Source organism: Ideonella sp. P3_A4 (genome assembly GCF_056403075.1).
In genome coordinates this window covers 1-23,648 of sequence record NZ_JBFUGE010000041.1, presented here as the reverse complement: position 1 = coordinate 23,648, position 23,648 = coordinate 1, and the positions used below count along the sequence as shown (strand labels likewise).

The window sequence follows — 23,648 nt, the reverse complement described above, 5'->3', positions numbered from 1 at the left end:
GCCCTTGGCAGCGCGGCTCCAACGAGAACGCTAATGGCATCATCCGTGAGTTCCTCCCCAAGGGCCTTGACCTCTCGCCCCTTACCGACAAAGATCTGCGCAACCTCGAGTTCGTCCTCAACAACACTCCTCGCAAGATCCTCGGCTTCCGCACTCCACACGAAGTCTTCTCTCAACTCAAAGTCACCGACATCGCTGGTGTTGCACTTCATCCTTGAGTCGGCCCTGTCAATGACCGGACAAGCGGCAGACCATCCAGGTCTCGTCCTGCGGTTCACCATCGACCCAGGCCGCGGCCGGCTCGGTGCCCCAGGCGACGAAGCCAAGCGCGCGGTACAGCGCCAACGCCGGCTCGTTGCGCGCATGCACGCCCAGCATCACCTGGCGCAGCCCAGGCTCGCGTGAGGCCTGCGCCAGCAGATGCGTGACCAGCGCCTGGGCAATGCCTTGCCGTCGCCATGCCGGCGCGACATACATGCCCCAGAGCACGCCCTTGTGCGCCATCTTGGCCATCGACTCGCGGCCCAGCCCGGCCACGGCGACCAGCGTGCCGTCGGGCGCGAACGCACCATACACGCCGCAGATGCCTTCATCGTTCAGGCGGGCCGCGACTGCCGAAACCGGCTCGCCGGCCTCTTCTTCATGGCTGGAAGCGAACGCCGTCGGGCATTCCAGCAGGCCTTGCAGGCGCAGGGCCTGGAAAGCCGCAGCATCGGCCGGAGCCAGGCGGCGAATGATCGTCGTCATGCCGGCACCTCCGGCCGGCCCCACTGGGTGATCTGGGCCGGCGCGTCGAGCAGGTAGCGCGGCGACTCGGCCTGCAGCTCCTCTCGGCTGCCATGGCCCCACAGCACGCCAGCGGCGGCCAGGCCGTTGCGGTGCGCCGCGATCATGTCGACCGCACGGTCACCCACCATCAGGCTTCGTTCGCTGACCTGGCCGGCCGCACGCAGCGCAGCGATCTGCTGCCACTTGTGCACGCCGATCTCGCCGCCGTCGACGAAACGGAACAGGTGGTCGAGCTGGAACAGCGCGAGGATCTTGCAGGCAAAGTCGCGCCGCTTGGAGGTGCACAGGCCCAACGACAGGCCGGCATCGACGAGCGCCTTCAAGGCTTCGGGGATGCCTGCGTACAGCAGGTTCTCGGCGTAGCCGATGTCGCCATAACGCTCACGGTACGCGGCCACCAGTGCGTGGATGGTGGCATCGTCGTCGCGGCCGGTGATGGCACGAAAACTCTCGTCCAGCGGCGGGCCGATGTAACGCGAAACCGCGCCCGGCGCCAGCGGCGTGAAGCCATGGCGTTCGAGCGCGTGATTGATTGAGCGGCCAATGCCGAGCTGCGGATCGCTCAGCGTGCCGTCGAGGTCGAACAGAATGAAGTCATGAGGCATGAACCGGCAGTATGCCGTCATGCCCTAGCCCTCGAAGCAACGGGTTACTCTAGGCGCGCGTAGCGCCGCCGCCCATCCGGTGGCGTGCGCGGATCCGGCTTTGCCGGTCCGCTGCGCGAGCCCCCTTGGGGGGCAGCCCCGGGAGGGGCGTGGGGGCTCAAGGTTTGTACAGCTTGATTTCCTTGTTCCAGCGGTACAGGTTGGTCGCCTGGGTCGAGTAGACGTGCATCTCGACGGTGTGGTTGCCGAGCGCCACGCTGGTGAAGGTCTGGTAGTTCATGACCTGGTAGCCGCCGCCGGCGCGCATGATGCCGTTGAACGGGCAGTTGATGTAGCCACCGTCGACCATCATGCAGATCGCTGCCGCGTTTTCGGTCGCGACCGCGCCCAGCTGGGCGTTCATGTCGGCGGCGATCGTGCAGCCGGCGGCGTTGGCGCAGTTCACCGTCAGCGCGGTGCCGACGACGTTGAAGCCCGGGTTGATCACGACGMCGGTGGCGTCGGTGTCGAAGTAGGTCTTCTGCAGCTTGTGCACGGTCCCGATCGCTTCCGCCGAGACCTTCTTGGCGGAATTCACGCCCGGAGGCTCGCCACCGGCGTAGGCGCTGAAGGCGAAGGCGGCCGCGGCGGCAGCCAGGGAGAACTTGGCAAGATACGACATGGAATCTCCTGAATTGCTGAGGTGGGACGCGGTGGGCTGAAGCCCTTCTTGCGCCACCGGCCGAGGTGAACTGCGGCAGGCGAGCGCATTGTTGAGACAGGTCGGCCAACGCGGCATCCTTCATCCGCAGGGGGTTCACCCCTTGCTCGTGGGCCCCCGCTTAGGGGGTAGTCAACCACCTACAGCTTGTGCTCCCAGCTCAGGCGAATAGCAGTGCCGGTGCGCAAGGACTCGCTCTGGCGGTAGCTCAAGCCATCGACATCGACGCGCGCCGGCGTCACCTCGCGCTGGTGCAGCAGGTTGTTCAAGGCCAGGCGCCATTGGCTGGCGTCGTCGGGCTTCCACTGCGCATAGAGATCGAGCAGGCGCTTGGTGGGCGTGCCGCCCCAGCGGTTGATCGACTGCCGGACCTCGCCGCCGCCTTGGGCGTTGAAGTTGCCGCCCAGCGCCCAGTGGTTGCCGTCAGGCCGGTAGTCGGCGCCTAGGTTCAGCGCCCACGGTGTTTGCCGTGCAAGACGGTTGTTAGGCCCCGRYACGGCGTCGACGCGCGAGCGGTTCCAGCCCAGGTTCGCGCGCAGCTCGACAGGCGGCGCCGAGGTCCATTGTTTGTGCAGGTCCAGCCGGGTCTCCAATTCGACGCCCCAAACGCGCGCGACACCCTGGTTCGAGCGCTGCTGCACCCAGTGGGCCTCGTTGCGCGCATCCTGCACCAACGTCAACTCGTCGAGGATCACGTCCTCAATCCGCTTGACGTAGGCCGACACACTGGCCATGCCGGCAGGGCCCAGGTAGTGCTCCCAGGCCACGTCCAGCCCCCACGCCAGTTCGGGCCGCAGGTCCGGGTTGCCCTGCAGATCGGGCGTTGTCGGGCTGTTCTCGTTGGCCACAAAGCGGCGCGGCATCAGTTCGCGCGGCGTCGGCGCCTTGTAGGTGCGACCGAGGCCGAAGCGCAGTTGGTCCTTGGTCTCGGGCACTTTCCAGACCGTGCGCAGCACCGGGCTGAACACACTGGTCTGCCGGGTCACCCCAGGGAACACGTTACCCTCACTGACCGATCGCAGCCCTTCCCAACGCAATCCCAGTGACGCGTTCCACTGCGCATCGATCGCCCATTCGTCCTGCGCGAACAGGGCCAGGCGCGTGACCTCGGCCTGGTAGACCTCGTCGAGATTTTCGACCGGCAGGCCGTGCGGCAGCTGCTTTTCGCGCTGGATGCGGTCTTCGTCGCGCTGGGTGTATTCGCCGTCCCAGCCCAGCGTCAGCGCGTKCGTCTCCCCCAGCGGACGGCGGTACTTGCCGGCGGCGCTGGCGCCCTGGTCGACAGCGACCGAGTGCACATGCGCATCGCGGATCGGCGTGCCGTCGACGTCCCAACCGTCGAATTCGGCCTCCGACGCGCGGCGCGCATAGGTGCCACCGAGCTTGGCATCGATCTTCGCGCCGTCGTCGAGCCGGCGCGTCCAGTTCAAGCGGCCGCGCCATTGAAAGATGTCGGCGACGAGGTACAGATCATTGCGGCCAAAGACCGGGTCGTCGCCGGCCTGCGGCTGACGCCGGTCCAACGCGCCGCCGGTGCTGCGGCGCACGCGCAGCAGGTGGTCGGTGCCGAGGCTGTCGTGGTCGTTCGGCGCGTAGCTCAGCCGCGGCGTCAGGTTCAGGCTGTCACTGYGGTCGAACTCGCGCTTGTCGGTCGCATAGGCCTGCACCAGCTTGTCATTGGCATCGGTGGCGCGCAGCGTCAGCTGCATCGGCCAGACCTGGTCTTCGCTGACCAGCCCGACGCCCAGGCCCCAGGCCCACGGGCCGTCGCGGTCACCGATGTTGCCGTCGACCGAGGAGGTCGGCCGCTCCAGCACGCGCGCGCCAGCCAGCTTGATGTCGCGCTGCGTGGTGCGCGCAGTGCGACGCAGCACGATGTTGACGCTGCCGGCGATCGCCTGCGCGCTCTGGTCGACGCTCGGGCTGCGCGAGACCTCGACCCGCTCGATCAACTCGGGCGACAGGCTTTCGAGCGAGAAGCCTGGCGGCACCGGCTCGCCGTTCAGCAGCACCTGGGTGTAGCCGCCGCCCAGGCCCGACATGCGGATCTCGGCGCCGCGGCCGCCGGTGGTGCTGACGGTGATGCCGGGCACGCGGCGCAGCGCATCGGCCAGGTTGCTGTCGCCCTGGCGCAGCAGCTCGTCACGGCTGACGACGACCCGCGCCTCCAGCGCGTCGCGCCGGGCTTGCTGTTCACCGGCACCGCGTACTTCAACGCGCTGGGTCGGTGCCGCGTCGGCGGCGGATTCGGCGCCTGCCGGCGGTGCGGCGCCAACAAGGCAGGCGGCGGTCAGGACGGAAAAACGAAAGCGGGGCGGCAACAGCAAGGCGTCGTACGGCACGTGAAAACCCTGATCGGGTGAAGTAGGTGCCGCGATTGGACCGACACTGGTTAACGTCGTCAATCTTGATCAACTTCATCAATATATGAAGTCACGCACGCGCTCGATCCGCCCTTTCGTCACCGAACTGCTGGGTGCCGACGAAGCAGCGCGCCGCCTGGGCATCACCAAGGCCACGCTGTATGCCTACGTCAGCCGCGGCCAGCTCAACGCGCTGGCCGACCCGGCGGACCCGCGCGCCAGCCGCTACTCAAGCTTCGAGGTCGACCAGTTGGCCCAGCGACGCGGCCAGGGCCGGCGCGGCGAGCAGCAGATCGGCGCCACGCTCACTCAAGGTTTGCCGGTGCTGGACTCGGCCATCTCGGGCATCGTCGACGGGCAGACGATCTACCGTGGCCGGCCGGCCCCCGAGATGGCCCGCGAAGGCGCCAGCCTCGAAGACGTGGCCCGTTGGTTGTGGCAGCTTGAGCCGCACGATCCGTTCGACGGCGCTGCGCCGGTGCTCGGCGATGTTTGGACCGCCAGCGTCCAAGCCACCGCCGCATGGCCGCTGGCCGAACGCACGCAGGCGCGTTGGGCGATGGCCCAGGGCAACCTGCACGGCCCGGCCTGGCTGCCTGACGGCGAGGTCTTGGCTCACGCCTGCGGCCAGCACCTGCGCGCAGCGCTGGCCTGCTTCTTGGGCCAAGCCCCTTCGGCCCAGCCTGCGCACGAGTTGTTCGCAACGCATTGGGGCTTGCCGGAAGGCGCCGCCGACCTGGTGCGGCAAGCGCTGGTGCTGTCGGCCGAACACGAAATGAGCCTGATCGCGTTGACAGCGCGCCAGCTCACTTCGGTCGGTGCCTCGCTCGGCGCCGCGCTGATGGGCGCTTTGAGCTACCTGGGGGCCGCATTCAACGGCGGTGACAGCACACGCGTCGAAGCCTTGTGGGACGAGGTGATGGCGCAGCCCGACGAAGTGGCGGCGATCAGCGCACGGCTGGACCGCGGTGAGACGCTGCCCGGCTTCGACCACCTGTACTACCCGGCGGGTGACCCGCGGGCTGTCGCGCTGCTGGCGCTGGTCGAGCAATGGGGCACGCGCGTTCCGATGATCGCGGCGGTGGAGCGGATGACCGGCTGGAAGCCTTCGCTGGACTTCGGCTTGGTCGCTTTGCGACGTGCACTGGGAGCGCCGCGCGAAGCGTCGACGGTGCTGCTGATGGCGCCGCGCTGCGTCGGCTTCATCGCCCATGCGCTGGAGCAGCGCCGCAGCGGCGAGCGCATGTGGGTGCGCTCGCGCTACATAGGCCCCTAGGCTCGGGCCGTGAGCGGCCCGAGACCGCTCAGGGCTTGTAGAGCTTGAATTCCTTGTTCCAGCGGTGCAGGTTGGTGGCCACTGAGGTGAAGATGCGCATCTGCACCGTGTGGTTGCCGAGTGCCACCGAGGTGAAGGTCTGGTAGTTCATGACCTGGAAGCCACTGCCCGCGCGGATGATGCCGTTGAACGGGCAGCTGACACTGGAACCGTCCACGATCAGGCAGATCGCGGCGGCGTTCTCGCTCGCCGCGGCGGCGAGTTGGGCGTTCATGTTGCCGGCGATGGTGCAACCGGCCGTGTTCGCGCAATTGACAGTCAGCACCGTGCCGATGTCGTTGTTGCCGACGGCTAGCGCGGTGACCGTGCTGTCAGTATCGAAGAAGGTCTTCTGCAGCTTGTGCGAGGTGCTGATCGCCATCGGCGACACCTTGCTGACCGCCTTTGATCCGGGCGGCTCGCTGCCGGCCTGAGCGCTGACGGACAAGACAAGGGCTGCAGTGGCAGCCAACGAGAGCTTGAGGATTCGGGACACGGGTACCTCCAGACTTGGTATGGCACGAACAAGCAGCCGTGGACCCGAGGGCCCACGGCCCACTGCCGCCGTGGGTTCGGCGGCAGGCCGTGCATGTTCGAAGGCGCGCCCGCACGCGTCACCCCCGCAGACAGCAGGGGGTCTGTCCCTCTTTCGCGGCGCGCTCCCCCCTCGTTTAAGGCGCGCCGCGTCCGCTCAAGCGACGTGGGCAGCGGCCGGCACCGGCGTGCGGATCAGGTGGTCGAACGCACCCAGCGCAGCCTTCGCACCGTCACCGGCGGCAATGATGATCTGCTTGAACGGCACCGTCGTCACATCGCCAGCGGCGAACACGCCGGGCACGCTGGTCTGGCCCTTCGCGTCGACGACGATTTCACCGTGGCGGCTTAGCTCGACCACGCCCTTGAGCCACTCGGTGTTGGGCACCAGGCCGATCTGCACGAACACACCTTCGAGCACCACCTTGTGCGACTGGCCGCTGGCGCGGTCGGTGTAGACCAGGCCATTGACCTTCTTCCCGTCGCCGGTGATCTCGGTCGTCTGCGCGTTGGTGTGGATGGCCACGTTCGGCAGGCTCTTCAGCTTGTTGACCAGCACCGCATCGGCGCGCAGCTGATCAGCAAACTCGAGCAGCGTCACGTGCTGCACCACGCCAGCCAGATCGATCGCCGCCTCGACGCCGGAGTTGCCGCCACCGATGACCGCGACGCGCTTGCCCTTGAACAACGGGCCGTCGCAGTGCGGGCAGTAGGCCACGCCCTTGTTGCGGTACTCGGCCTCGCCGGGCACGTTGACATTGCGCCAGCGCGCACCGGTCGAGATGACGATCGTGCGGCCCTTCAGCGATGCACCATTGGCCATCTGCACCTCGATCAGCCCGCCCGGCTGGTGGGCTGGCACCAGCTTGTCGGCGCGCTGGTTGTTCGTGATGTCGACCTCGTAGGTGCGCACGTGTTGTTCCAGCGCCGCGGCGAACTGCGGCCCCTCGGTTTCCTTCACCGAGATGAAATTCTCGATGGCCAGGGTGTCCAGCACCTGGCCGCCGAAACGCTCGGCCACGACACCGGTGCGGATGCCCTTGCGCGCTGCATAGATCGCCGCCGCTGCACCGGCCGGGCCACCACCGACGACCAGCATGTCGTACGGGGCCTTGTCGGCCAGCTTCGCGGCTTCGCGCTCGGCGGCGCCACTGTCGACCTTGGCCAGGATCTCGGCCAGCTCCATGCGGCCGGTGCCGAAGGGTTGCCCATTCAGGTAGACCGAGGGCACGACCATCACCTGGCGCTCGTCGACCTCGCCCTGGAACAGGCCACCGTCGATCGCCACATGGCGCACGCGCGGGTTCAGCACCGCCATCAGGTTCAGCGCCTGCACGACGTCGGGGCAGTTGTGGCAGGTCAGCGACATGTAGGTCTCGAAGACGAAATCGCCTTCGAGACCGCGGATCTGTTCGATCACTTCGGGCTCGACCTTGGGCGGGTGACCGCCAGCCTGCAGCAGCGCCAGCACCAGCGAGGTGAACTCGTGGCCCATCGGGATCGCGGCGAAGCGCACACCGATGTCGGCACCGACGCGGTTGATCGAGAACGACGGCCGGCGCGCATCGTCGCCGTCATAGCGCACGCTGATCTGGCCAGCTGGCGCCAACTCAGCCAACTCACCGAGCAGCTCACGCATCTCGGCCGAGGCCGGCCGGTCGTCGAGGCTCGCCACCAGTTCGATCGGCTGGGCGATGCGCTCGAAATAGGCGCGCAGCTGGGATTGGGTGGCGGTGTCCAACATGGCGGGTTCCTCGTGATCGGGCAAGGCTGCGCCCATCAGCCTCGCAATGGGGCTGTCGGGCGTGGTCTTTTGGGGGGAGCAAGGCCCGCACCGAGCGGCGCGGGCCAGAGACGGGAGAAGAGGCTTAGATCTTGCCGACCAGGTCCAGCGACGGGGTCAGCGCCTTGGCACCCTCGTTCCACTTGGCCGGGCAGACCTGGTTCGGGTTCTTGGCCACGAACTGGGCGGCGCGCAGCTTGCGCAGCGTTTCCTTCACGTCGCGGGCGATTGCGTTGTCGTGCACTTCCAGCGTCTTGATCGTGCCTTCCGGGTCGATCACGAAGGTGCCGCGCAGCGCCAGGCCTTCTTCGGGGATGTGCACGCCGAAGGCGTTGGACAGCGCATGGGTCGGGTCGCCAACCAGCGGGAACTTGGCCTTGCTGACCGYCGGCGAGGTCTCGTGCCACACCTTGTGCGCGAAGTGCGTGTCGGTCGTGACGATGTAGACCTCGGCGCCGGCCTTCTGGAACTCGGCATAGTTGTCAGCCGCGTCTTCGACCTCGGTCGGGCAGTTGAAGGTGAAGGCGGCCGGCATGAAGATCAGCACCGACCACTTGCCCTTGAGCGACTCCTCGGTGAGGGCAATGAACTTGCCATTGTGGAAAGCTTCGGCCTTGAACGGTTGGACCTTGGTGTTGATCAGCGACATTGGAGATTCCTTCTATAAAGCAGGGGTTGAACGGATGAGACGAATGTTAGGTGCGCCGCAGCATTTGCATGATTGATTGATCCGATTCTTCTCATTGAGAGGATCTATTGAACACCTTTTCCGCCCCAGATCTCGACCGCTGCCCGCGCTGCGGCGGCGGGTTTCATTGCGGCGTCTCAGACGCCGCCCCCTGCCCCTGCGGTTCTCTGCAGCTGAGTGAGGACTTACAGTCGGCATTGCGTGCACGCTACACCGGTTGTCTGTGCCTGGCCTGTCTGCAGGCGCTCAGCCAAGGCGCGGCACTCGATCTGGCCGCGGCACCGGCGCCCAGCCGGCCAACCGCACGGTAAAGCGGGTCAAGCAGCGGACCAGCGGGCCGATAAGCCGACGAGCACCACCGGCAAGCGTGGTGCCAATCTGCCATTGCGCCCCGTCCGCCTGATGTCTCGTCCGCCCTTGTCCACCGACGGCGCGCCAAGCGCCGTTTCCAACAGCAAAGCCCTTGCCGCTGCGTTGGAGCGCCTGCCGCATGCCGGCGAGGCGGTGTGGCTGCGCGGCTTGCTGGGCGTGGTGGTCGTGGTCCTGGTGCTGGCGGCCTGGGCCTTCGTGGCCGCGGCCGACAACCTTGCCGTGTCCAGTGCCGGCGACGCCGAGGCGCTGAACCTGGCCGGCCGCCAGGTCTTCCTGGCCGAGCACATGGCCGCCGACGCGCTGGTCGCCGGCAATGGCGTGGACAGTGCACTGCCGCTCGAAGAGACCCTGGTCAAGATGCGGGACGACGCGGTCCGGCTGTACGAGCTGCGTGGTGTCTGGGGCAGCAGCAACGAAGAGCCCGAGCACTGGACCGCCCGGCGCGAGCGGCTGTGGGCCGCGGCCCAATCGCTGCAGATGGCACGCGAACGCGGTGACCCGCGGCTCGAGCCCTACGTGGCGCGGGTGCAGGGCGAGTCGCGCCAGTTCATCGACACGATGGAACACGCGGTCAGCGAGCTGCAGAAGCTGGCCGAAGACCGTCACAGTGAGACCCGACGCACCCATGCGGTGCTGGTGGGCTTGCTGGCGCTGGGCATCACGACGCTGCTGCTCGGCCTGGGTGAGCCGCTGGCGCGACGCATCCAGCGCCACCACGCCAAGCTCGCGACGCAGACGCAACAACTGCAGCGGCTGGCGCTGGTGGCCGACCGCACGCAGAACGCAGTGGTGATCACCGACGCCCAGGCCCGGGTCGTCTGGGCCAATGCCGCCTTCACCCGCGTCACCGGCTACAGCCTCGAAGAAGCCCGTGGCCATCGCCTGGGCGCGCTGATGCAAGCCAGCGAGACCGATGACGACGCGGCGTCGGCCACCCGCGCCGCACTGAACCGGGCGCTGGACGAAGGCGCGCCGCTGCGGGTCGAGATGCTCAACCGCGGCAAGCATGGCCGCAGCTACTGGGTCGACCTGGACATCCAGCCCTTGCGCAACGAGGCCGGCACCTTGACCGGCTTCGTCGCGGTCGAAACCGACATCACCTCGCAGGTCGAACGGCGCCAGTACCTGGACGCCATCCTGCGCGCGCTACCCGCCGGCCTGCTGGTGCAGGACGCGCAAGGCCGCATCATCGACGCCAACCAGAAGGCCGAGCAGCTGACCGGCGTGCCGCGCGACGAACTGGTCGGCCGCGAGAGCGTCGACCCGCGCTGGGCCATGGTCAACGCCGAGGGCCTGCCGCTGCGGCCGGCCGATCTGCCCTCGCTGATCACGCTGCGCACCGGCGAAGCCCAGGAAGACCTGCCGATCGGCGTGCGCACGCCCGAGGGCCAGCGCCGCTGGCTGCGCGTCAACACGCAAACGCTGAGGGGCCCCGACGGCACGCTGCAAGGCGTGGTCACCTGCTTCCTCGACGAGACCGAGGTGCGCGCCCAGCGCAACCTGCTGCAGACCACGATCGATGGCGCCGGTGTCGGCACGTGGGACTGGGACATGCAGACCGGGCGCATCGACTACAACGACCGCTGGGCCCGGATGTTCGGCTTCGGGCCGGACGAGGTGCCACGCACCTTGGACGGCTGGCAGAACCTGGTCCACCCCGACGACGCCGTGCAGGCCCGGCTCGCGCTGCGGGCACACCTGGCCGACCCCGACGTGCCCTACCGGACCGAGTTCCGCATGCGGCACCAAGCCGGCGACTGGCGCTGGGTGCTCGCGGCCGGCGCGGTGATCGAGCGCGGGCCCGATGGCCGCGGCCGCCGCATGGCCGGCGTCAACGTCGACATCCATGCCCGCAAGCGGCTGGAGCAGGCCTTGAGCGACGCGGCGCTGACGGACACGCTGACCCAGTTGCCCAACCGCGCCGGTATCCAGCAGGCGCTGGCCCGTTGCGTGCAACGCGTGCACACCGGCCCGGGCGCCGGCTTCGCGGTGCTGTTCATGGACTTCGACCGCTTCAAGCTGGTCAACGACAGCCTCGGCCACGACGCCGGCGACGAACTGCTGCGCCAGATCGCCACCCGCGTGAAACTGACGCTGCGCCCCGGCGACGACGTGGCCCGTCTGGCCGAGTTGGCCGAGCTGCCCGAGGTGGCCGGCCGCCTGGGCGGCGACGAGTTCGTCGTGCTGCTCGAACGCATCACCCAGCCGAGCGACGCCACCGGCGTGGCACAACGGCTGCTCGATGCGCTGGCCGCACCGTACCAGGTGGCCGGTCGCTCGGTGCAGTCGAGCGTCAGCATCGGCATCGTCACCAGCGATGTGTCTTCGGTCAGCGTCGAATCGGTGCTGCGCGATGCCGACACGGCGATGTACGAAGCCAAGCGCCGCGGCCGCGGCCGCTACGTGGTGTTCGACCCCGAGATGCACCGCCGCATCCGCCACGCGATGGACCTGGAAGCCGACCTGCGCCAGGCCTTGCAGCAGGAGCAGCTCTACGTCGTCTACCAGCCCATCGTGGCGCTGGAAGACCGCCGCCCGGTCGGGCTGGAAGCACTGGCGCGCTGGCACCACCCGAAACGCGGGCTGGTCTCGCCGGCCGAGTTCGTGCCGCTGGCCGAAGAGGCCGGGCTGATCGAACAGTTGGGCGAATGGGTGTTGCGCCGCGCCTGCGCCGACCTGGCCGCGTGGCAGCGCCAGATGGGCGAGACCGCACCGCAAACGGTGGCGGTGAACCTGAGCCGCGCCCAACTGCGCCCCGGCCACCTGGCGGCCGCAGTGCGCGCCGCGCTGAACGACAACGGCCTCGCGCCCTCTGCACTGCGGCTGGAGATCACCGAGACGCTGGCGATGCAGGGCGAGTCGGCCCAGGCCGTGCTGGCCGAGCTGCGCACGATGGGCGTCAGCCTGGCGCTCGACGACTTCGGCACCGGCTATTCATCGCTGGCGTCACTCGACCAGTTGCCAATCGACACGGTCAAGATCGACCGCGCCTTCGTCATCAAGATGGTGCACAACACGTACCAGACGGCGCTGGTCAAATCGACGGTGCAGGTCGCCGACGCGCTGTCGCTGCGGGTGGTGGCCGAAGGCGTCGAGACCGAGGCCCAGGCCGACGCCCTGGCCGCGCTCGGCTGCCACGCGGCGCAGGGTTTCTTGTTCAGCCGGCCGATGCCGGCCGAGGACTTCGCCGACTGGTGGTCGGCTCAGAGCCCCGGCCTTCGGCCGAACATGAACTCCCCCGAGCCCCCTCCAAGCGGGGGCTCCAGCAAGCAGGACACTCCCTCCCGACCTCCCTCCGAGAGGGAGGCCCAGTCGGTTTGACGATGGGCCGCTCTGCTCAGCCACTGCGCTTTGCCCATTCCGCAGCTCTCGCTCCTAGCTTGGTTTGCGCAGTGTCCAGAGTGTGTAGCTGCCGGTGCCGCTGGACTGGTTGATGCGCCAGCGGTACTTGCCGGCGCCAGCGTTGTAGCTGAGCTCTTCGGTTGAGCTCGGGCCGTCGCTGCCGGCCACGCGGTCCCACTCGCCGGTGCTGCTGTTGTAGCGGCCGAGGATCAAGTCGAAGTCGGTGCCGTCCGGCCCTTGCAGCCAAGCCGACAGCGTGCCGCCTGCGTACTGGAAACCGTCCGCGCTCGGGTGCAGGTTGACGCCGTTCGAGCCGCTGAAGCTGCCGGGGTACTTATCGCAGCCTTCGCCGGTGCAGGGGTCGTCAGGCGGCGGGGTCTTGCCGTGGCCGTAGTTGATCAGGCCCGACTGGCCGGCGTTGACGCGCTTGCCATTGCGTTCGGCGTAGCCGCTGTAGGGCTGGCTGCCTTCGTGCCAGACCCAGCCGCCGATCAGCTTGTTGTCGACGGCTTCCGCGGCGCCGGCGGACTTCCACAGCGTCCAGTGCACGTGGTCGCCGCTGGCGCTGCCGCCGCAAGGCAGCTCGACACCGGTGTTGCCGATGAAGGCCCCTTCGAGCAGCGTTTGCCCATTGCTGATGTTGGCCTGGTTGCGCGTGTGGTAGTAGCCCGTCGCCCAGCCGTTCTTGTGCGTGAGCTTGATGTACGGCCAGCGCGAGTTGGTGCAGTACTTGTACGCGGTGCCCTTGCGCGAAGCGAGCACGCGTGCATCGCCACCCCAGAAGTCGATCGCGTTGTACGGCCGGCTCGAGCCGCTGTCGCCGTGCACGCCGGCGGTCCCCCAGACCGAGCCCTCCTTCTTGAAGGGCATCCCCAGCCCCACATCGACCGCCAGCGTCGATTCGCCCGCTGCTTCGCGCGCGCGGATCGCGACCTGCCGTTCGGCAAACAGCTCTCGCTCGTCAGCGCTCATCACGCTGTCAGGCGCCTTCTTCGCGAGCGCGTTGAAGCGCTCGCTGTCTTCCAGCGCGACCTCCCAGCCGCGCATCGAATGCCGGGCGATGAACTGCACCGCGACCGGGCTGGCATGCACGCCGTCGGGCACGGGGAAATAGACGCCGCCTGTCAGCCAACGAGCATCGGCCGACTGGCGTTGCGGCTCGACCACCGGCGCGGTCACGTGACCATAGCTTGCGCGTACCTGATCGCCGAGCGCGGCGAGCACAGCCTGTTGAACAGCCTGGTTGAGTCCGCCGTGGCGTGCAGTGAGGATGGCCTCGGCGTTACCCCTACCTTCTTCTGTTGCGGCAGTGAACTTGGCACTGCCTTCATCGGCTGAGGCGATGGTCGCCCAAACGGCCAAGGTCAGCGCAGCGATGACGGGGGTGGTATGTCTCATTCATTTCTCCTCTGGTGAGTCTTCTGCGGGCATGACGACCCCGCGACGCACCATACAAGTGCACTAGGGCACTTGGCGGTGTCCGTCGGTTTGATTGCGTCTCGATGTGTACCGGTACCGTTTGCACGGCACCACGCGCGGGGTCGGCGTGTCAGCCGCGGCCAGACGCGCTGCCGGCGGCGGCAGGCTCGTCGTCCCGACGAACCCAGCGCAAGGACATCAACGCCGCCGCCTGGTCCAGCAAGGCGTCGCGGTCCACCGGTTTGGCCAGGAAGGCCTGCGCGCCGGCTTCGATCGCCAGGCGCTGGTCGTCGGCGCTGGCGCTGGCCGACACCGCGAGGATCGGCACGTCCCTCAGGCCAGGCAGCAGGCGCATGCGTCTGATCGCGTCGAGCCCGTTCAGATCGGGCATCACGATGTCCATCAGGATCAGGTCCGGCCGGTGCGCCAGGGCCCGCGCCACGCCCTCGTCACCGCCAGCCGCCTCGGCCACTTCGAAGCCCAGCGGCTGCATCATCCCGGTCAGCAAGGCACGGTGATCGGCCACGTCGTCGACCACCAGCACCCGCCGCCGGGCCCCCTGGTAGCCGTCGACGGCCGCCCGGCCGGCCGGCGGTGGCGCTGCGGCGGGCTCCGCTGTCGGTGCCGCGATCTCGAAAGCGAACGTGCTGCCTTCGCCGCGCCGGCTCACCACCTCGACATCGCCGCCCAGCAGCCGCGCGAGCTGCCGGCTGATCACCAGCCCGAGCCCGGTGCCGCCACTGCGGCGCGCCGGATCGCTGACCTGCTCGAAGGGCAGGAACAGGTGCGCCATCTGTTCCTCGCTCATGCCCACGCCGGTGTCTTCCACCTCGACCCGCAGGCGCGCCGTTGGCAGGTAACGCACCCGCAGCGTGACGCGGCCGTGGTCGGCAAACTTCACCGCGTTGTCGAGCAGGTTCAGCAACACCTGGCGCAGCCGCCGCTCGTCGGTGCGGATGCCGGCCGGCAGATCGGGCGCGAAATCGCAGGCCAGGGACAGCCCCGGCTTCTGCGCCACCCGCACGCGGATGATTTCGCACACCCCGTTCAAGAACGGCGTTAGCTCGACGTCGACCGGACAGACCTCGAGCTTGCCGGCCTCGATCTTGGCCAGGTCGAGGATGTCGTTGATCAGCGTCAGCAGGTGCTCGCCGCACTGCAGGATGGCGTTGCCGGCGGTGCGCTGGCGCTCGTTAAGCGTGGCATCGTGCTGCAGCAGCTGGGCAAAGCCCAGGATGCCGTTGAGCGGCGTGCGCAGGTCATGGCTCATGTGCGCGAGGAACGCGCTCTTGGCCCGGTTGGCCACTTCGGCGCGCTCCTTGGCGACGATCAGCTCCGCCGTGCGTTCCTGCAGCGCCCGGTGCGCGTGGCGCAGCGCCTCGTCGGCCTGGCTGCGGCCAATCGCATAGCGGATCGCCCGCACCAGCAACGCGCTGTCGACCTGGCCTTTGACGAGGTAGTCCTGCGCGCCGCGTTGCAGTGAACGTACGGCCACCTCCTCGTCGGTCAGGCCGCTCAGCACCACCAGCGTCGGCACGCTCGCGTGCTGGTCGAGCAGGCGGTGCAAGGTGTCGAGGCCGCGGCTGCCGGGCAAGCCCAGGTCGAGCAGCACGACATCGATGCGGCCGGTGCGCAGCCTGTCGATGCCGTCGGCCAGGTTGTCGACCCAGGTCAGATCGAAGTTCAGCCCCTTGGCCTGGGTCAGCATCAGCTGGATCAGCCGCGCATCGCCGGGGCTGTCCTCGATCAGCAGCACATGGATGGGTGGGTTCACGGCTGTCGAGGCGGCAGCGTCACCACTGTCAGCCAGAATTGTTCGATCCCTTGCACGATGCGCTTGAACTGCTCGAAGTCCACCGGCTTCGTCACGTAGCAGTTGGCGTTCAGCTTGTACGCACGCACCACGTCTTCTTCGGCCTGCGAAGTGGTCAGGATCACGACCGGGATCGTCTTCAGCCCCTCGTCCGACTTGATGCTGGCCAGCACCTGCCGGCCGTCCTTGCGCGGCAGGTTGAGGTCAAGCAGCACGAGGTCCGGTCGGGGGGCTTGCTCGTAGGGTGGCCGGCGATGCAGGAAGTCAAGCGCGGCCACGCCGTCTTCGACCACGTGCAACTCGTTCGACACCTTGTGGTGCTTGAGCGCTTCGCGCGTCAGGCGCACGTCGCCGGGGTTGTCTTCGACCATCAGGATCTCGATGGCCCGCAGGCTGTTGGGGGGCTGCGTCGACATCTCACGCCTCCTCGGTTTCCTCGCACGCGTTCGGTCGCCTTTACCGCTCGACTTCGGTATCCAGTCCCTGGCTGTTGCGTCGAATCTTGCGCTTTCCAGCCACCCTTGTCACCGGGGGTTGCAGCGACGGCCGACGGGCCAGAACGCTCACTTCTCCTCGGCCCGTTCGAGGTCGGTGGTGGTGTCGTCGCGCAGCCGTTCGACCAGCTGGAGGATCGCGGCCGACTGGAACCGCTCTGCCAACGCATGCAAGCGACGTGCGAGCGGCTGGTAGGCCGGACCCAGCGTCTCCAGGTGCTCGGCCTGGGCGCGGATGCCGCTCATGCTGCCCATTTGCGCCAGCTGGTACAGCGCCTGCAGTTCCTCGCTCGGCAGCCTGGCGCCAGCCTCCTGCGCCGGTGATGGCGCGGGTTGCGCGTCCGGCCCCGGCATCCAATGCAGACGGAGCAGGCGGCCGATCTCGCTGAGCAGCAGTTCGAAATCGACCGGCTTGGGCAGGAAGCTGTCGGCCCCCGCAGCCAGGCTGCTCTGCACGTCCGCCGCCGAGGCGCTGGCCGAGATCATGACGATCGGCAGCGTTGCCATGCCCGGAAGCTGGCGCRGCCGGCGCGTGGTCTCGAGACCGCTGATGCCCGGCATCACGTTGTCGATCAGCGCCAGGTCCGGCCGCAGCGTGTCGGCCAATTCCAGCCCGGCCTCGCCACTGACGGCCTCGTGCATCTCGAAGCCCAGCGGTCCCAGGTAGTCGACCAGCGTGGTGCGATTGCCGGCCACGTCATCGATCACCAGCAGCTTGCGCACGGGGCCTTGGTAGCCGGTGATGCGGCGGCCGAGCCGGGGCGCCGCCTCCACCAGCTCGGGCGATTCGGCCAGTGGCAGTTCGAGGTCGAACCAGAAGCGGCTGCCCTGCCCGCGCTGGCTCTCGACCAGAATCTCGCTGCCCATCAGGCCGACGAGCTGCTGGCTGATCGCCAGCCCCAGCCCGGCACCGCCATAGCGCCGCTGCACCTCGGCCCCCTGCTCGAACGGGCGAAAGATGCCGGCGAGCTGGTCTTCGGCGATGCCGATGCCGGTGTCTTCGACGACAAAGCGCAGGGTCACCGTCGGCTCACCCGGATGGTCATGGCGGCCGCCTACGCGCTGCGCACGCAACGTCACCGCGCCATGCTCGGTGAACTTCACCGCGTTGCTCAGCAAGTTCAGCAGCACCTGGTCGAGCCGCTTGCCATCGGCATGCACCAATGGCGGCAGGTCAGGCCCGGCTTCGCAGCGATAGGCCAGGCCCTTGCCTTCGGCCTGCAGCCGGATGATGCCGTTGACCGTGTGCAGCATCAGCGGCAGGTTGACGGTCTCCGGGTACAGCTCGACCTTGCCGGCCTCGATGCGCGCCAGGTCGAGCACCCCGTTGATCAGCGTCAACAGATGCTCGCCACTGCGGCGGATGGTGTCGAGCGCAGCGGCTTCGCGCTGGCTCAGGCCCGGTTCGCGCTGCAGGATCTGCGCGTAGCCGAGCACCGCATTCAGCGGCGTGCGCAGCTCATGGCTCATGTTGGCCAGGAACACACTCTTGGCCCGGTTGGCGCTCTCGGCCGCATCGCGCGCGCGCTGCGCATCGGCAAACACGCTTTCCAGGTGCGCGATGGTCGCGACCAGGCGTTCGGTCATCGTCGTGATGCTGCGCGCCAGCACGCCGATCTCGTCTTGCGACTCCACCGCCGCGCGGGCCGACAGGTCGCCCTCCGCGACGCGCCGCGCCACCGCGGTCAGCCGCTGCGCCGGCTCGACGATGCTGCGCCGAAATGCGAACACCATCGTGACGCCGATCAGCACCGCCAACAGGCCGCCGACCGCCGTCTGAAACCGCCCGTCGGCCAGGCTCAATCGGGCGCGGGCCAGGCCGCTTTGCAATTCACGCTGCTGGTTGGCCGTCACCGTGGCCAGCAGGGCCAGCATGGCCTCGGCTTGCGGCGTGACCTGGGTGCGGTAGAGATAGAGGTCTTCGTAGGCCCGGTCGCCGCTGAGGATGGCAACGATCTGCAACGCGAGGCTGGCGACCTCGGCGCGCAAGCGGGTGACGTTGTCGAACATCGCCCGCTGATCGCTGGTGAGGCGGCCGCGCTTGGCCACCAGCTGGTTCCAGATCGCCGCATTGGTGGCCAGCTGCGGGCCATAGGCGAGCTTGAAGTTCAGCTCGCCCGAAGCGCCATAGGCCATCAGGTTGGTCGCCATCGCGTCGAACGAGGTCTGGAACCGCAGCAGGTCAGCCAGCAGCTCGCGGTTGTCCAGCGTGGCTTCGCGCGCCTTCTGGTCGCCGATCATCAGGTCGAGGTCCGACAGGATGTGCACGCGCCGCTCCTGCACTTCGACGCGCGCCAGCCGCAGCGCCGGGCGGTTGCGCAGCGGGTTGTCATGCAGTGCGAACAGCTGCCGCGGCAGCTCGGCCCAGCGGCCGTAGCTCTGCGTCAGTTCGGTCACCGAGMGGGCGTCTTCTTCGACCCAACGGCCCGACATGGCCTGCAGCTCGGCCAGGCTGCGTTCGAACGACGCTTTCGCCGTCTGGTACTGCTCGAGGTCTTGCGGATCGCTGAGCACCAGGTAGCCGCGCACATGCAACTGCATGCGCAGCAGGCTGGCTTGCGCCTCGGCCGAGGCCAGCGACGCCGGCGCACGCACGCCTTCAGTGAGATCGATGTCCTGCGTCGCGCGGCGCCCGGCGACGAAGCCCAGCGCCACGACGAGCAAGGTGATGCCGGTCAGCGCGCCGAACGCCAGCGTCAGCTTGCCGCCGATGGATTGGGGATGGAGTCGACTCAGCCATCCCATTTTCACAATCCCATCGACGCCCGGTAGACGCGCCGCTGCTCCTCACGGCCCAGCCGCAGCGTGATCTCTTCGAAGTCGACCACCGCTGCCCGCAGCGCCGCTTCCGGGCTGAGCTGCCCGCCCACCGCCTCGGCCAGGTGGATGTCGAGTGCCTGCCAATAGCTGAAGGTGCCGAGGATCCGCAGGTACGGCATCTGCAGCTTGTTGTTGTAGTTGTCGAAGTAGGCCTGCAGGTATTCGCGGATGTCGCCTTCGTCCCAGCCGAAGCGCAGGTAGTCGTCGATCCTGGCGCTGCCGCGGGGCGGCAGGAAATGGCTGGTGCGACCGGGGTCGACACCGTCGGTGCCACGCGCCGCGTAGACCAGCGACTTGTCCGCGTTCGCCATCAGCGCGAGCAGGTAGTAGGACGCCTCGGGCACTTTCGAGTCGCGCGAGATCACCCCGGCCCACGAGCCACCGGTGACGTTGCCCACGCGGTTCGCCGTGTCGGTCTTGACCCACTTGCCATCGGCGATGCTGTAGTACTCGAGCGTGCCGGGGATTGGCGCCGCGCCGATCTTGCCCCGGATCTTGCTGCCCTCTTCCTGCGACAACGCGCCCAGGTCGCCCCAGGTGAAGGTCAGCGCCGCGCGGCCGGCCAGGAAATGGTTCCAGCTCTGGCGCAAGTCCCAGCCCAGCATTTCTCGCGGCCCGAACTTCACCAGGTCGACCAGCGCGGTCAGCGCGCGCACGTGGCCCGGGCTGTCCATCAACGGCCGCATCGTCTTCGGGTCGAACCAGTACAACCTGGGGTTGCGCGGGCCGATGACGAAGGGGGCAGAGAACGACATGAAATGGAACATGCCCTGCGCCCCGACCTTCAGGTGCAGCGACACGCCGTGGTCCGGCACGCCGTCGGCATTGAGGTCCTTGCCGTTGAAGTACTCGGCCACGTCGCGGAACTGGTCCCAGGTCTGCGGCACCGCCAGCGGGTAGCCGAACTGTTTTTTGAATGCTTCCTGATGGCGCGCATCGGCAAACAGGTCGCGCCGGTAGTACATCACCTGGCCGTCATGGTCGTTGGCGACCATGTACTTCTTGCCGCCGTACAGCAGCAGGCTGCGTGGCCCCGGCAGCACATCGTCGATGTTCCATTTCGGGAAGCGTGGGTCGGTGTAATAGCGGTCGTAGGGGGTGATGAAGTCACCGCCCGCCAGCGCGCCCAGCCACCAGGCCCCGGCAATCGACACGTCGTACTTGCCGGTGTGGTTGGTGACGTCGGAGATGAAGTTGGCGAAGTGCTCGTCGAGTGAGACCGCCGAGATCTCGAGCTTCGCGCCGGTGGCCGCCTCGAACTCATCCTTCACTTCGCGCAGGTTCGTTCCCATCAGGTCGGCGTTGACGATCACGCGCACCGACTGTCCGGCGAACGGGCAATGCCCGGGCTTGCACGGCGGCATCACCCGCGGCGGCACCAAAGCGCCGGCCTTGGCCACCGGCTTGGCGGCCTCCTGGGCGATCAGCGACGGTGGCGCACACAACGCCAGCAACAGAAACAACGTTCCCCAGCCCCGCCACCTGGATGCACCCATGGCCGCCTCACGCGTGGGGGTCGCTTCGGTGCAGCGACCTCGTATGACTCCCTTGCCGTTACCGACGTCCGCGTCTCTCAAGAACGAAGGGCCGCTCCCGAGTTTCTTGGTCCCTCAACGGGGGCGGGCTGGGCGCAGCCCGGCCCTGTGGGCACTCAAGGTCGACAGGCCAGTCGCCGAGACCGGACACCAGGCATCTTGCCCCTTCCGCCCTGTCTTGTCACCGGCAGTCAGTGCCGAGGCAAGGTGAAGAAGAACGTCGACCCGTGGCCCTCTTGCGAGCTCACGCCGATGTGGCCACCGTGGCGTTCGACGATCTTCTTGCACAGCGCCAGGCCGATGCCGGTGCCGGCGTATTCGCGCCGGCCGTGCAGGCGCTGGAACAGCACGAAGATCAGCTCGAAGTACTCGGAGTCGATGCCGATGCCGTTGTCGCTGACCGCAAAGCGCCAGCCCTCGGCCACCGGCTCGACCGAGACCCGGACCTCGGGTGCCTCGGCGCGGCGGAACTTGATCGCATTGCCGATCAGGTTCTGKAACAACTGGGTAAGCTGGGTCGCATCACCCATCACCGTCGGCAGCTCGTCGACCTGGATGCGCGCGCCGCTCTCTTTGATGGCCATGCGCAGGTCGGCCAGCACCGTCTCGACGATGCGGCGGCAATCGGTCGGCTGGAACGGCCGGGCCTTGGTGTTGACGCGCGAGTAGGCCAGCAGGTCGTTGATCAGGGCCTGCATGCGCATCGCGCCGTCGACCGCGAAGCCGATGAATTCGTCGGCCTCGGCATCCAGCCGGCCCTGGTAGCGCTCGGCCACCAGCTGCAGGTAGCTCGCGACCATGCGCAGCGGCTCTTGCATGTCGTGCGAAGCGACGTAGGCCAGTTGCTCCAGCTCGGCGTTCGAGCGCTCCAGCGCGGCCTGAATCTCCTCGCGCGCGGCGATCTCCTGCTGCAGTTGCTCGTTGCGCGCGGTGAGCTGGCGGCGCAGCGTGTACAGCGCCAGATGGGTCTCGATGCGCGCCAGCACCTCGGCACCGTCGAGCGGTTTGGTCATGTAGTCGACCGCGCCCGCGGCAAAGCCGGCCAGCTTGTCGCCGGTCTCGCCCAGCGCCGTCATGAAGATGACCGGGATGTCGCGCGTGCTCTCGCGCGCCTTCAGTCGGCGGCAGGTCTCGAAGCCGTCGAGGCCGGGCATCAGGGCGTCGAGCAGGATCAGGTCGGGCCGCGCGAACTCGGCGCGGGCGATGGCTTCTTCGCCACCCAGCGCGACCAGCGCGCAATAGCCATGGCCCTTGAGGTGGTCAGAGACCACCGCCAGGTTGGCCGGTGTGTCGTCGACGATCAGGATCGTCTTGCCCGGCGAATCGGCCGTGTCCGGGAGCTCCATCTTGCCTTCGTGACCTCCGCCCTGCCGTCGGTGAGTTTGACATCGCGCGCGGCCCCGGACAAGCGCCGTTTCCGCCATTGCTCATACCCGCGCCGGCGGCCGGGGCATCCGCGCCGAGCGGCCCAAACACACCACACTGCGCGGTTCATCACGTTGTGGCCACGACCCGCGCCACGCCAATCAAGGGAGACAAGCATGTTCGACTCACTGCGGACCGATCCCACCTTTCACCCGTCGCCGCGACTGGCAATGGAGGCCGAGCGCGAGCGCATCGCCTACACCGCACTGCTGTCGCCCGATGGCTCCAAGCCCGACGCGCTGGCGGTGGTTGACCTCGATCCGGACTCGGCCACCTATGGCACGGTGCTGCACCGGCTGGACATGCCGTACCGCGGCGATGAGCTGCACCACTTCGGCTGGAACGCCTGCAGCTCGGCGCTGTCGCCGATGTCGGGCCATGCCTTCGTCAAGCGGCGCTACCTGGTCATCCCGGGGCTGCGTTCGTCGCGGCTGTACATCGTCGACACCCAGCCCGACCCGAAGCGGCCGACGATCGCCCGCGTGATCGAGCCCGAAGAGGTCATGCGCAAGACCGGCTACTCGCGCCCGCACACCGTGCACTGCGGCCCCGAGGGCATCTACATCAGCACGCTCGGCGGTGGCGGTGCCGACGGCACGCAGGGCCGGCCCGGCGTGTTCCTGCTGGACTGCGAAAGCTTCGAGCTGCTGGGCCAGTGGGAGATCGACCCGGGCCCGCAGAAGCTGCACTACGACTTCTGGTGGAACCTGCCGCGCGACTACATGGTGTCGAGCGAATGGGGCCTGCCGCCGCAGTTCGAGAACGGCATCGTCGCCGAAGACCTGCTGGCCAACCGCTACGGCCACCATCTGCATTTCTGGGAGCTGCGCGCTCGCCGCCACGTGCAGACGATCGACCTCGGTGCCAACCACCAGATGGCGCTCGAGATCCGGCCGGCCCATGACCCGACGAAGGAGTACGGTTTCCTCGGTGTGGTGATCGACACCAACAACCTCGAAGGCTCGATCTGGACCTGGTACCGCGAGGGCGGCAAGTTCCACGCGAAGAAGACCGCGGTGATCCCGCCGGAGCCGGCCGATGCTTCGTTGTTGCCGGCGCTGCTCAAGGGCTTCGGCGCCGTGCCGCCGCTGATCAGCGACATCGACCTGTCGCTCGACGACCGTTTCCTCTACGTCGCGTGCTGGGGCACCGGCGAATTGCGGCAGTACGACGTCACCGACCCGATGAACCCGCGCCTGAGCGGCAGCGTGCGCATCGGCGGCATCGCGCGCCACACCCCGCACTCGAACGGCTCGGCCTTCGGCGGCGGGCCGCAGATGGTCGAGATCAGCCGCGACGGCCGGCGCGTGTATTTCACGAACTCGCTCTACAGCAGCTGGGACCAGCAGTTCTACCCGGACGGCGTGCCGGGCCGCCAGGTCCTGTGCCATGTCGGCAAGGACGGTGGCCTGCGACTGGACGACAACTTCGTGGTCGACTTCGGCGAGGGCTACAACGCGCACCAGATCCGGCTGCAAGGCGGCGACTGCTCGACCGATTCGTTCTGCTACCCGTCGGCCTGAGCACGCCGTCGCCGTGGCCAACGCAACGCTGTGGGCGGGTGTCATCGCCATCGGCCTGTACCACGGACTGAACCCGGCGATGGGCTGGCCGTTGGCGGTGGCCAACCTGGCCGTTGGCGGTGGCCAAC

18 protein-coding genes are annotated in these 23,648 nt (G+C 68.0%); 5 read left to right on the top strand and 13 right to left on the bottom strand.

The features are described 5' to 3' along the window. Positions 1–218: transposase (locus AC1DYI_RS07100; protein WP_477203383.1), on the top strand; the 218-nt coding region annotated here is incomplete at its 5' end. 10 nt (positions 219–228) lie between these two features. Here AC1DYI_RS07100 and AC1DYI_RS07095 read toward each other — a convergent pair. The 4 genes from AC1DYI_RS07095 to AC1DYI_RS07080 form a co-directional block, all read right to left on the bottom strand. Then, complete coding sequence (locus AC1DYI_RS07095; protein ID WP_477203382.1) at positions 229–747, bottom strand: N-acetyltransferase family protein; 519 nt, start codon at positions 745–747, stop codon at positions 229–231. Next, complete coding sequence (locus AC1DYI_RS07090; RefSeq protein WP_477203381.1) at positions 744–1,394, bottom strand: HAD hydrolase-like protein; 651 nt, start codon at positions 1,392–1,394, stop codon at positions 744–746. The genes AC1DYI_RS07095 and AC1DYI_RS07090 overlap by 4 nt, the downstream gene beginning before the upstream one ends. 157 nt (positions 1,395–1,551) lie before the next feature. Then, the gene (locus tag AC1DYI_RS07085; RefSeq protein ID WP_477203380.1) at positions 1,552–2,055 is read right to left on the bottom strand and encodes a hypothetical protein; all 504 of its coding nucleotides are present in this window, start codon (positions 2,053–2,055) and stop codon (positions 1,552–1,554) included. A 179-nt stretch (positions 2,056–2,234) separates the two neighbouring features. Continuing rightward, positions 2,235–4,436, bottom strand: coding sequence for a TonB-dependent receptor plug domain-containing protein (locus AC1DYI_RS07080; RefSeq protein ID WP_477203379.1), 2,202 nt, complete (start codon positions 4,434–4,436; stop codon positions 2,235–2,237). An 85-nt stretch (positions 4,437–4,521) separates the two neighbouring features. Between AC1DYI_RS07080 and AC1DYI_RS07075 the strand changes: the two genes are divergently transcribed. Beyond that, complete coding sequence (locus AC1DYI_RS07075) at positions 4,522–5,733, top strand: citrate/2-methylcitrate synthase (RefSeq protein WP_477203378.1); 1,212 nt, start codon at positions 4,522–4,524, stop codon at positions 5,731–5,733. 28 nt (positions 5,734–5,761) lie between these two features. On the opposite strand, the gene AC1DYI_RS07070 is transcribed toward AC1DYI_RS07075, so the two are convergent. The 3 genes from AC1DYI_RS07070 to ahpC form a co-directional block, all read right to left on the bottom strand. Next, positions 5,762–6,268 carry a hypothetical protein gene (locus AC1DYI_RS07070; RefSeq protein WP_477203377.1) on the bottom strand — a complete coding sequence of 169 codons (507 nt, stop codon included), beginning with the start codon at positions 6,266–6,268 and terminating at the stop codon, positions 5,762–5,764. A gap of 195 nt (positions 6,269–6,463) precedes the next feature. Continuing rightward, positions 6,464–8,050 carry an alkyl hydroperoxide reductase subunit F gene (gene ahpF, locus AC1DYI_RS07065; RefSeq protein WP_477203376.1) on the bottom strand — a complete coding sequence of 529 codons (1,587 nt, stop codon included), beginning with the start codon at positions 8,048–8,050 and terminating at the stop codon, positions 6,464–6,466. A gap of 124 nt (positions 8,051–8,174) precedes the next feature. Then, a complete protein-coding gene (gene ahpC, locus AC1DYI_RS07060; protein ID WP_477203375.1) occupies positions 8,175–8,738 on the bottom strand; it encodes an alkyl hydroperoxide reductase subunit C in 564 nt (187 codons plus the stop codon). 107 nt (positions 8,739–8,845) lie between these two features. Here ahpC and AC1DYI_RS07055 point away from each other — a divergent pair, with 107 nt between their 5' ends. After that, on the top strand, positions 8,846–9,088 hold the full coding sequence (locus tag AC1DYI_RS07055) for a cysteine-rich CWC family protein (protein ID WP_477203374.1): 243 nt from the start codon (positions 8,846–8,848) through the stop codon (positions 9,086–9,088). Between the two features lie 91 nt (positions 9,089–9,179). Further along, a complete protein-coding gene (locus tag AC1DYI_RS07050; RefSeq protein ID WP_477203373.1) occupies positions 9,180–12,470 on the top strand; it encodes a sensor domain-containing protein in 3,291 nt (1,096 codons plus the stop codon). Positions 12,471–12,524: 54 nt separating this feature from the next. Here the strand turns inward: AC1DYI_RS07050 and AC1DYI_RS07045 are convergent, their stop codons facing one another. From AC1DYI_RS07045 to AC1DYI_RS07020, 6 genes are all read right to left on the bottom strand, one after another. Next, entirely contained in the window at positions 12,525–13,889 is a 1,365-nt protein-coding gene (locus tag AC1DYI_RS07045; RefSeq protein WP_477203372.1) for a M23 family metallopeptidase, read from the bottom strand. Between the two features lie 151 nt (positions 13,890–14,040). Continuing rightward, positions 14,041–15,684 (bottom strand): response regulator, encoded by a 1,644-nt coding sequence (locus AC1DYI_RS07040; RefSeq protein ID WP_477203371.1) that lies wholly within the window; start codon positions 15,682–15,684, stop codon positions 14,041–14,043. Continuing rightward, positions 15,681–16,139: a response regulator gene (locus AC1DYI_RS07035; protein WP_477203370.1), complete on the bottom strand. Its 459-nt coding sequence runs from the start codon at positions 16,137–16,139 to the stop codon at positions 15,681–15,683. The genes AC1DYI_RS07040 and AC1DYI_RS07035 overlap by 4 nt, the downstream gene beginning before the upstream one ends. Positions 16,140–16,286: 147 nt before the next feature. Then, complete coding sequence (locus AC1DYI_RS07030) at positions 16,287–18,962, bottom strand: ATP-binding protein (RefSeq protein WP_477203369.1); 2,676 nt, start codon at positions 18,960–18,962, stop codon at positions 16,287–16,289. 2 nt (positions 18,963–18,964) lie between these two features. Then, a complete protein-coding gene (locus AC1DYI_RS07025) occupies positions 18,965–20,533 on the bottom strand; it encodes an ABC transporter substrate-binding protein (RefSeq protein WP_477203368.1) in 1,569 nt (522 codons plus the stop codon). A gap of 230 nt (positions 20,534–20,763) precedes the next feature. After that, positions 20,764–21,918: a sensor histidine kinase gene (locus tag AC1DYI_RS07020; protein WP_477203367.1), complete on the bottom strand. Its 1,155-nt coding sequence runs from the start codon at positions 21,916–21,918 to the stop codon at positions 20,764–20,766. A 195-nt stretch (positions 21,919–22,113) separates the two neighbouring features. Between AC1DYI_RS07020 and AC1DYI_RS07015 the strand changes: the two genes are divergently transcribed. Further along, positions 22,114–23,520, top strand: coding sequence for a selenium-binding protein SBP56-related protein (locus AC1DYI_RS07015; RefSeq protein WP_477203366.1), 1,407 nt, complete (start codon positions 22,114–22,116; stop codon positions 23,518–23,520). Positions 23,521–23,648: the final 128 nt, after the last annotated feature.

Excerpts from the sequence above, each read along its gene's own strand:
- AC1DYI_RS07090 (WP_477203381.1), bottom strand. The coding sequence starts at position 1,394 with ATGCCTCATGACTTCATTCTGTTCGACCTCGACGGCACGCTGAGCGAT.
- AC1DYI_RS07045 (WP_477203372.1), bottom strand. The coding sequence starts at position 13,889 with ATGAGACATACCACCCCCGTCATCGCTGCGCTGACCTTGGCCGTTTGG.
- AC1DYI_RS07015 (WP_477203366.1), top strand. The coding sequence starts at position 22,114 with ATGTTCGACTCACTGCGGACCGATCCCACCTTTCACCCGTCGCCGCGA.
- AC1DYI_RS07095 (WP_477203382.1), bottom strand. The coding sequence starts at position 747 with ATGACGACGATCATTCGCCGCCTGGCTCCGGCCGATGCTGCGGCTTTC.
- AC1DYI_RS07050 (WP_477203373.1), top strand. The coding sequence starts at position 9,180 with ATGTCTCGTCCGCCCTTGTCCACCGACGGCGCGCCAAGCGCCGTTTCC.
- AC1DYI_RS07075 (WP_477203378.1), top strand. The coding sequence starts at position 4,522 with ATGAAGTCACGCACGCGCTCGATCCGCCCTTTCGTCACCGAACTGCTG.
- ahpF (WP_477203376.1), bottom strand. The coding sequence starts at position 8,050 with ATGTTGGACACCGCCACCCAATCCCAGCTGCGCGCCTATTTCGAGCGC.
- AC1DYI_RS07025 (WP_477203368.1), bottom strand. The coding sequence starts at position 20,533 with ATGGGTGCATCCAGGTGGCGGGGCTGGGGAACGTTGTTTCTGTTGCTG.
- AC1DYI_RS07035 (WP_477203370.1), bottom strand. The coding sequence starts at position 16,139 with ATGTCGACGCAGCCCCCCAACAGCCTGCGGGCCATCGAGATCCTGATG.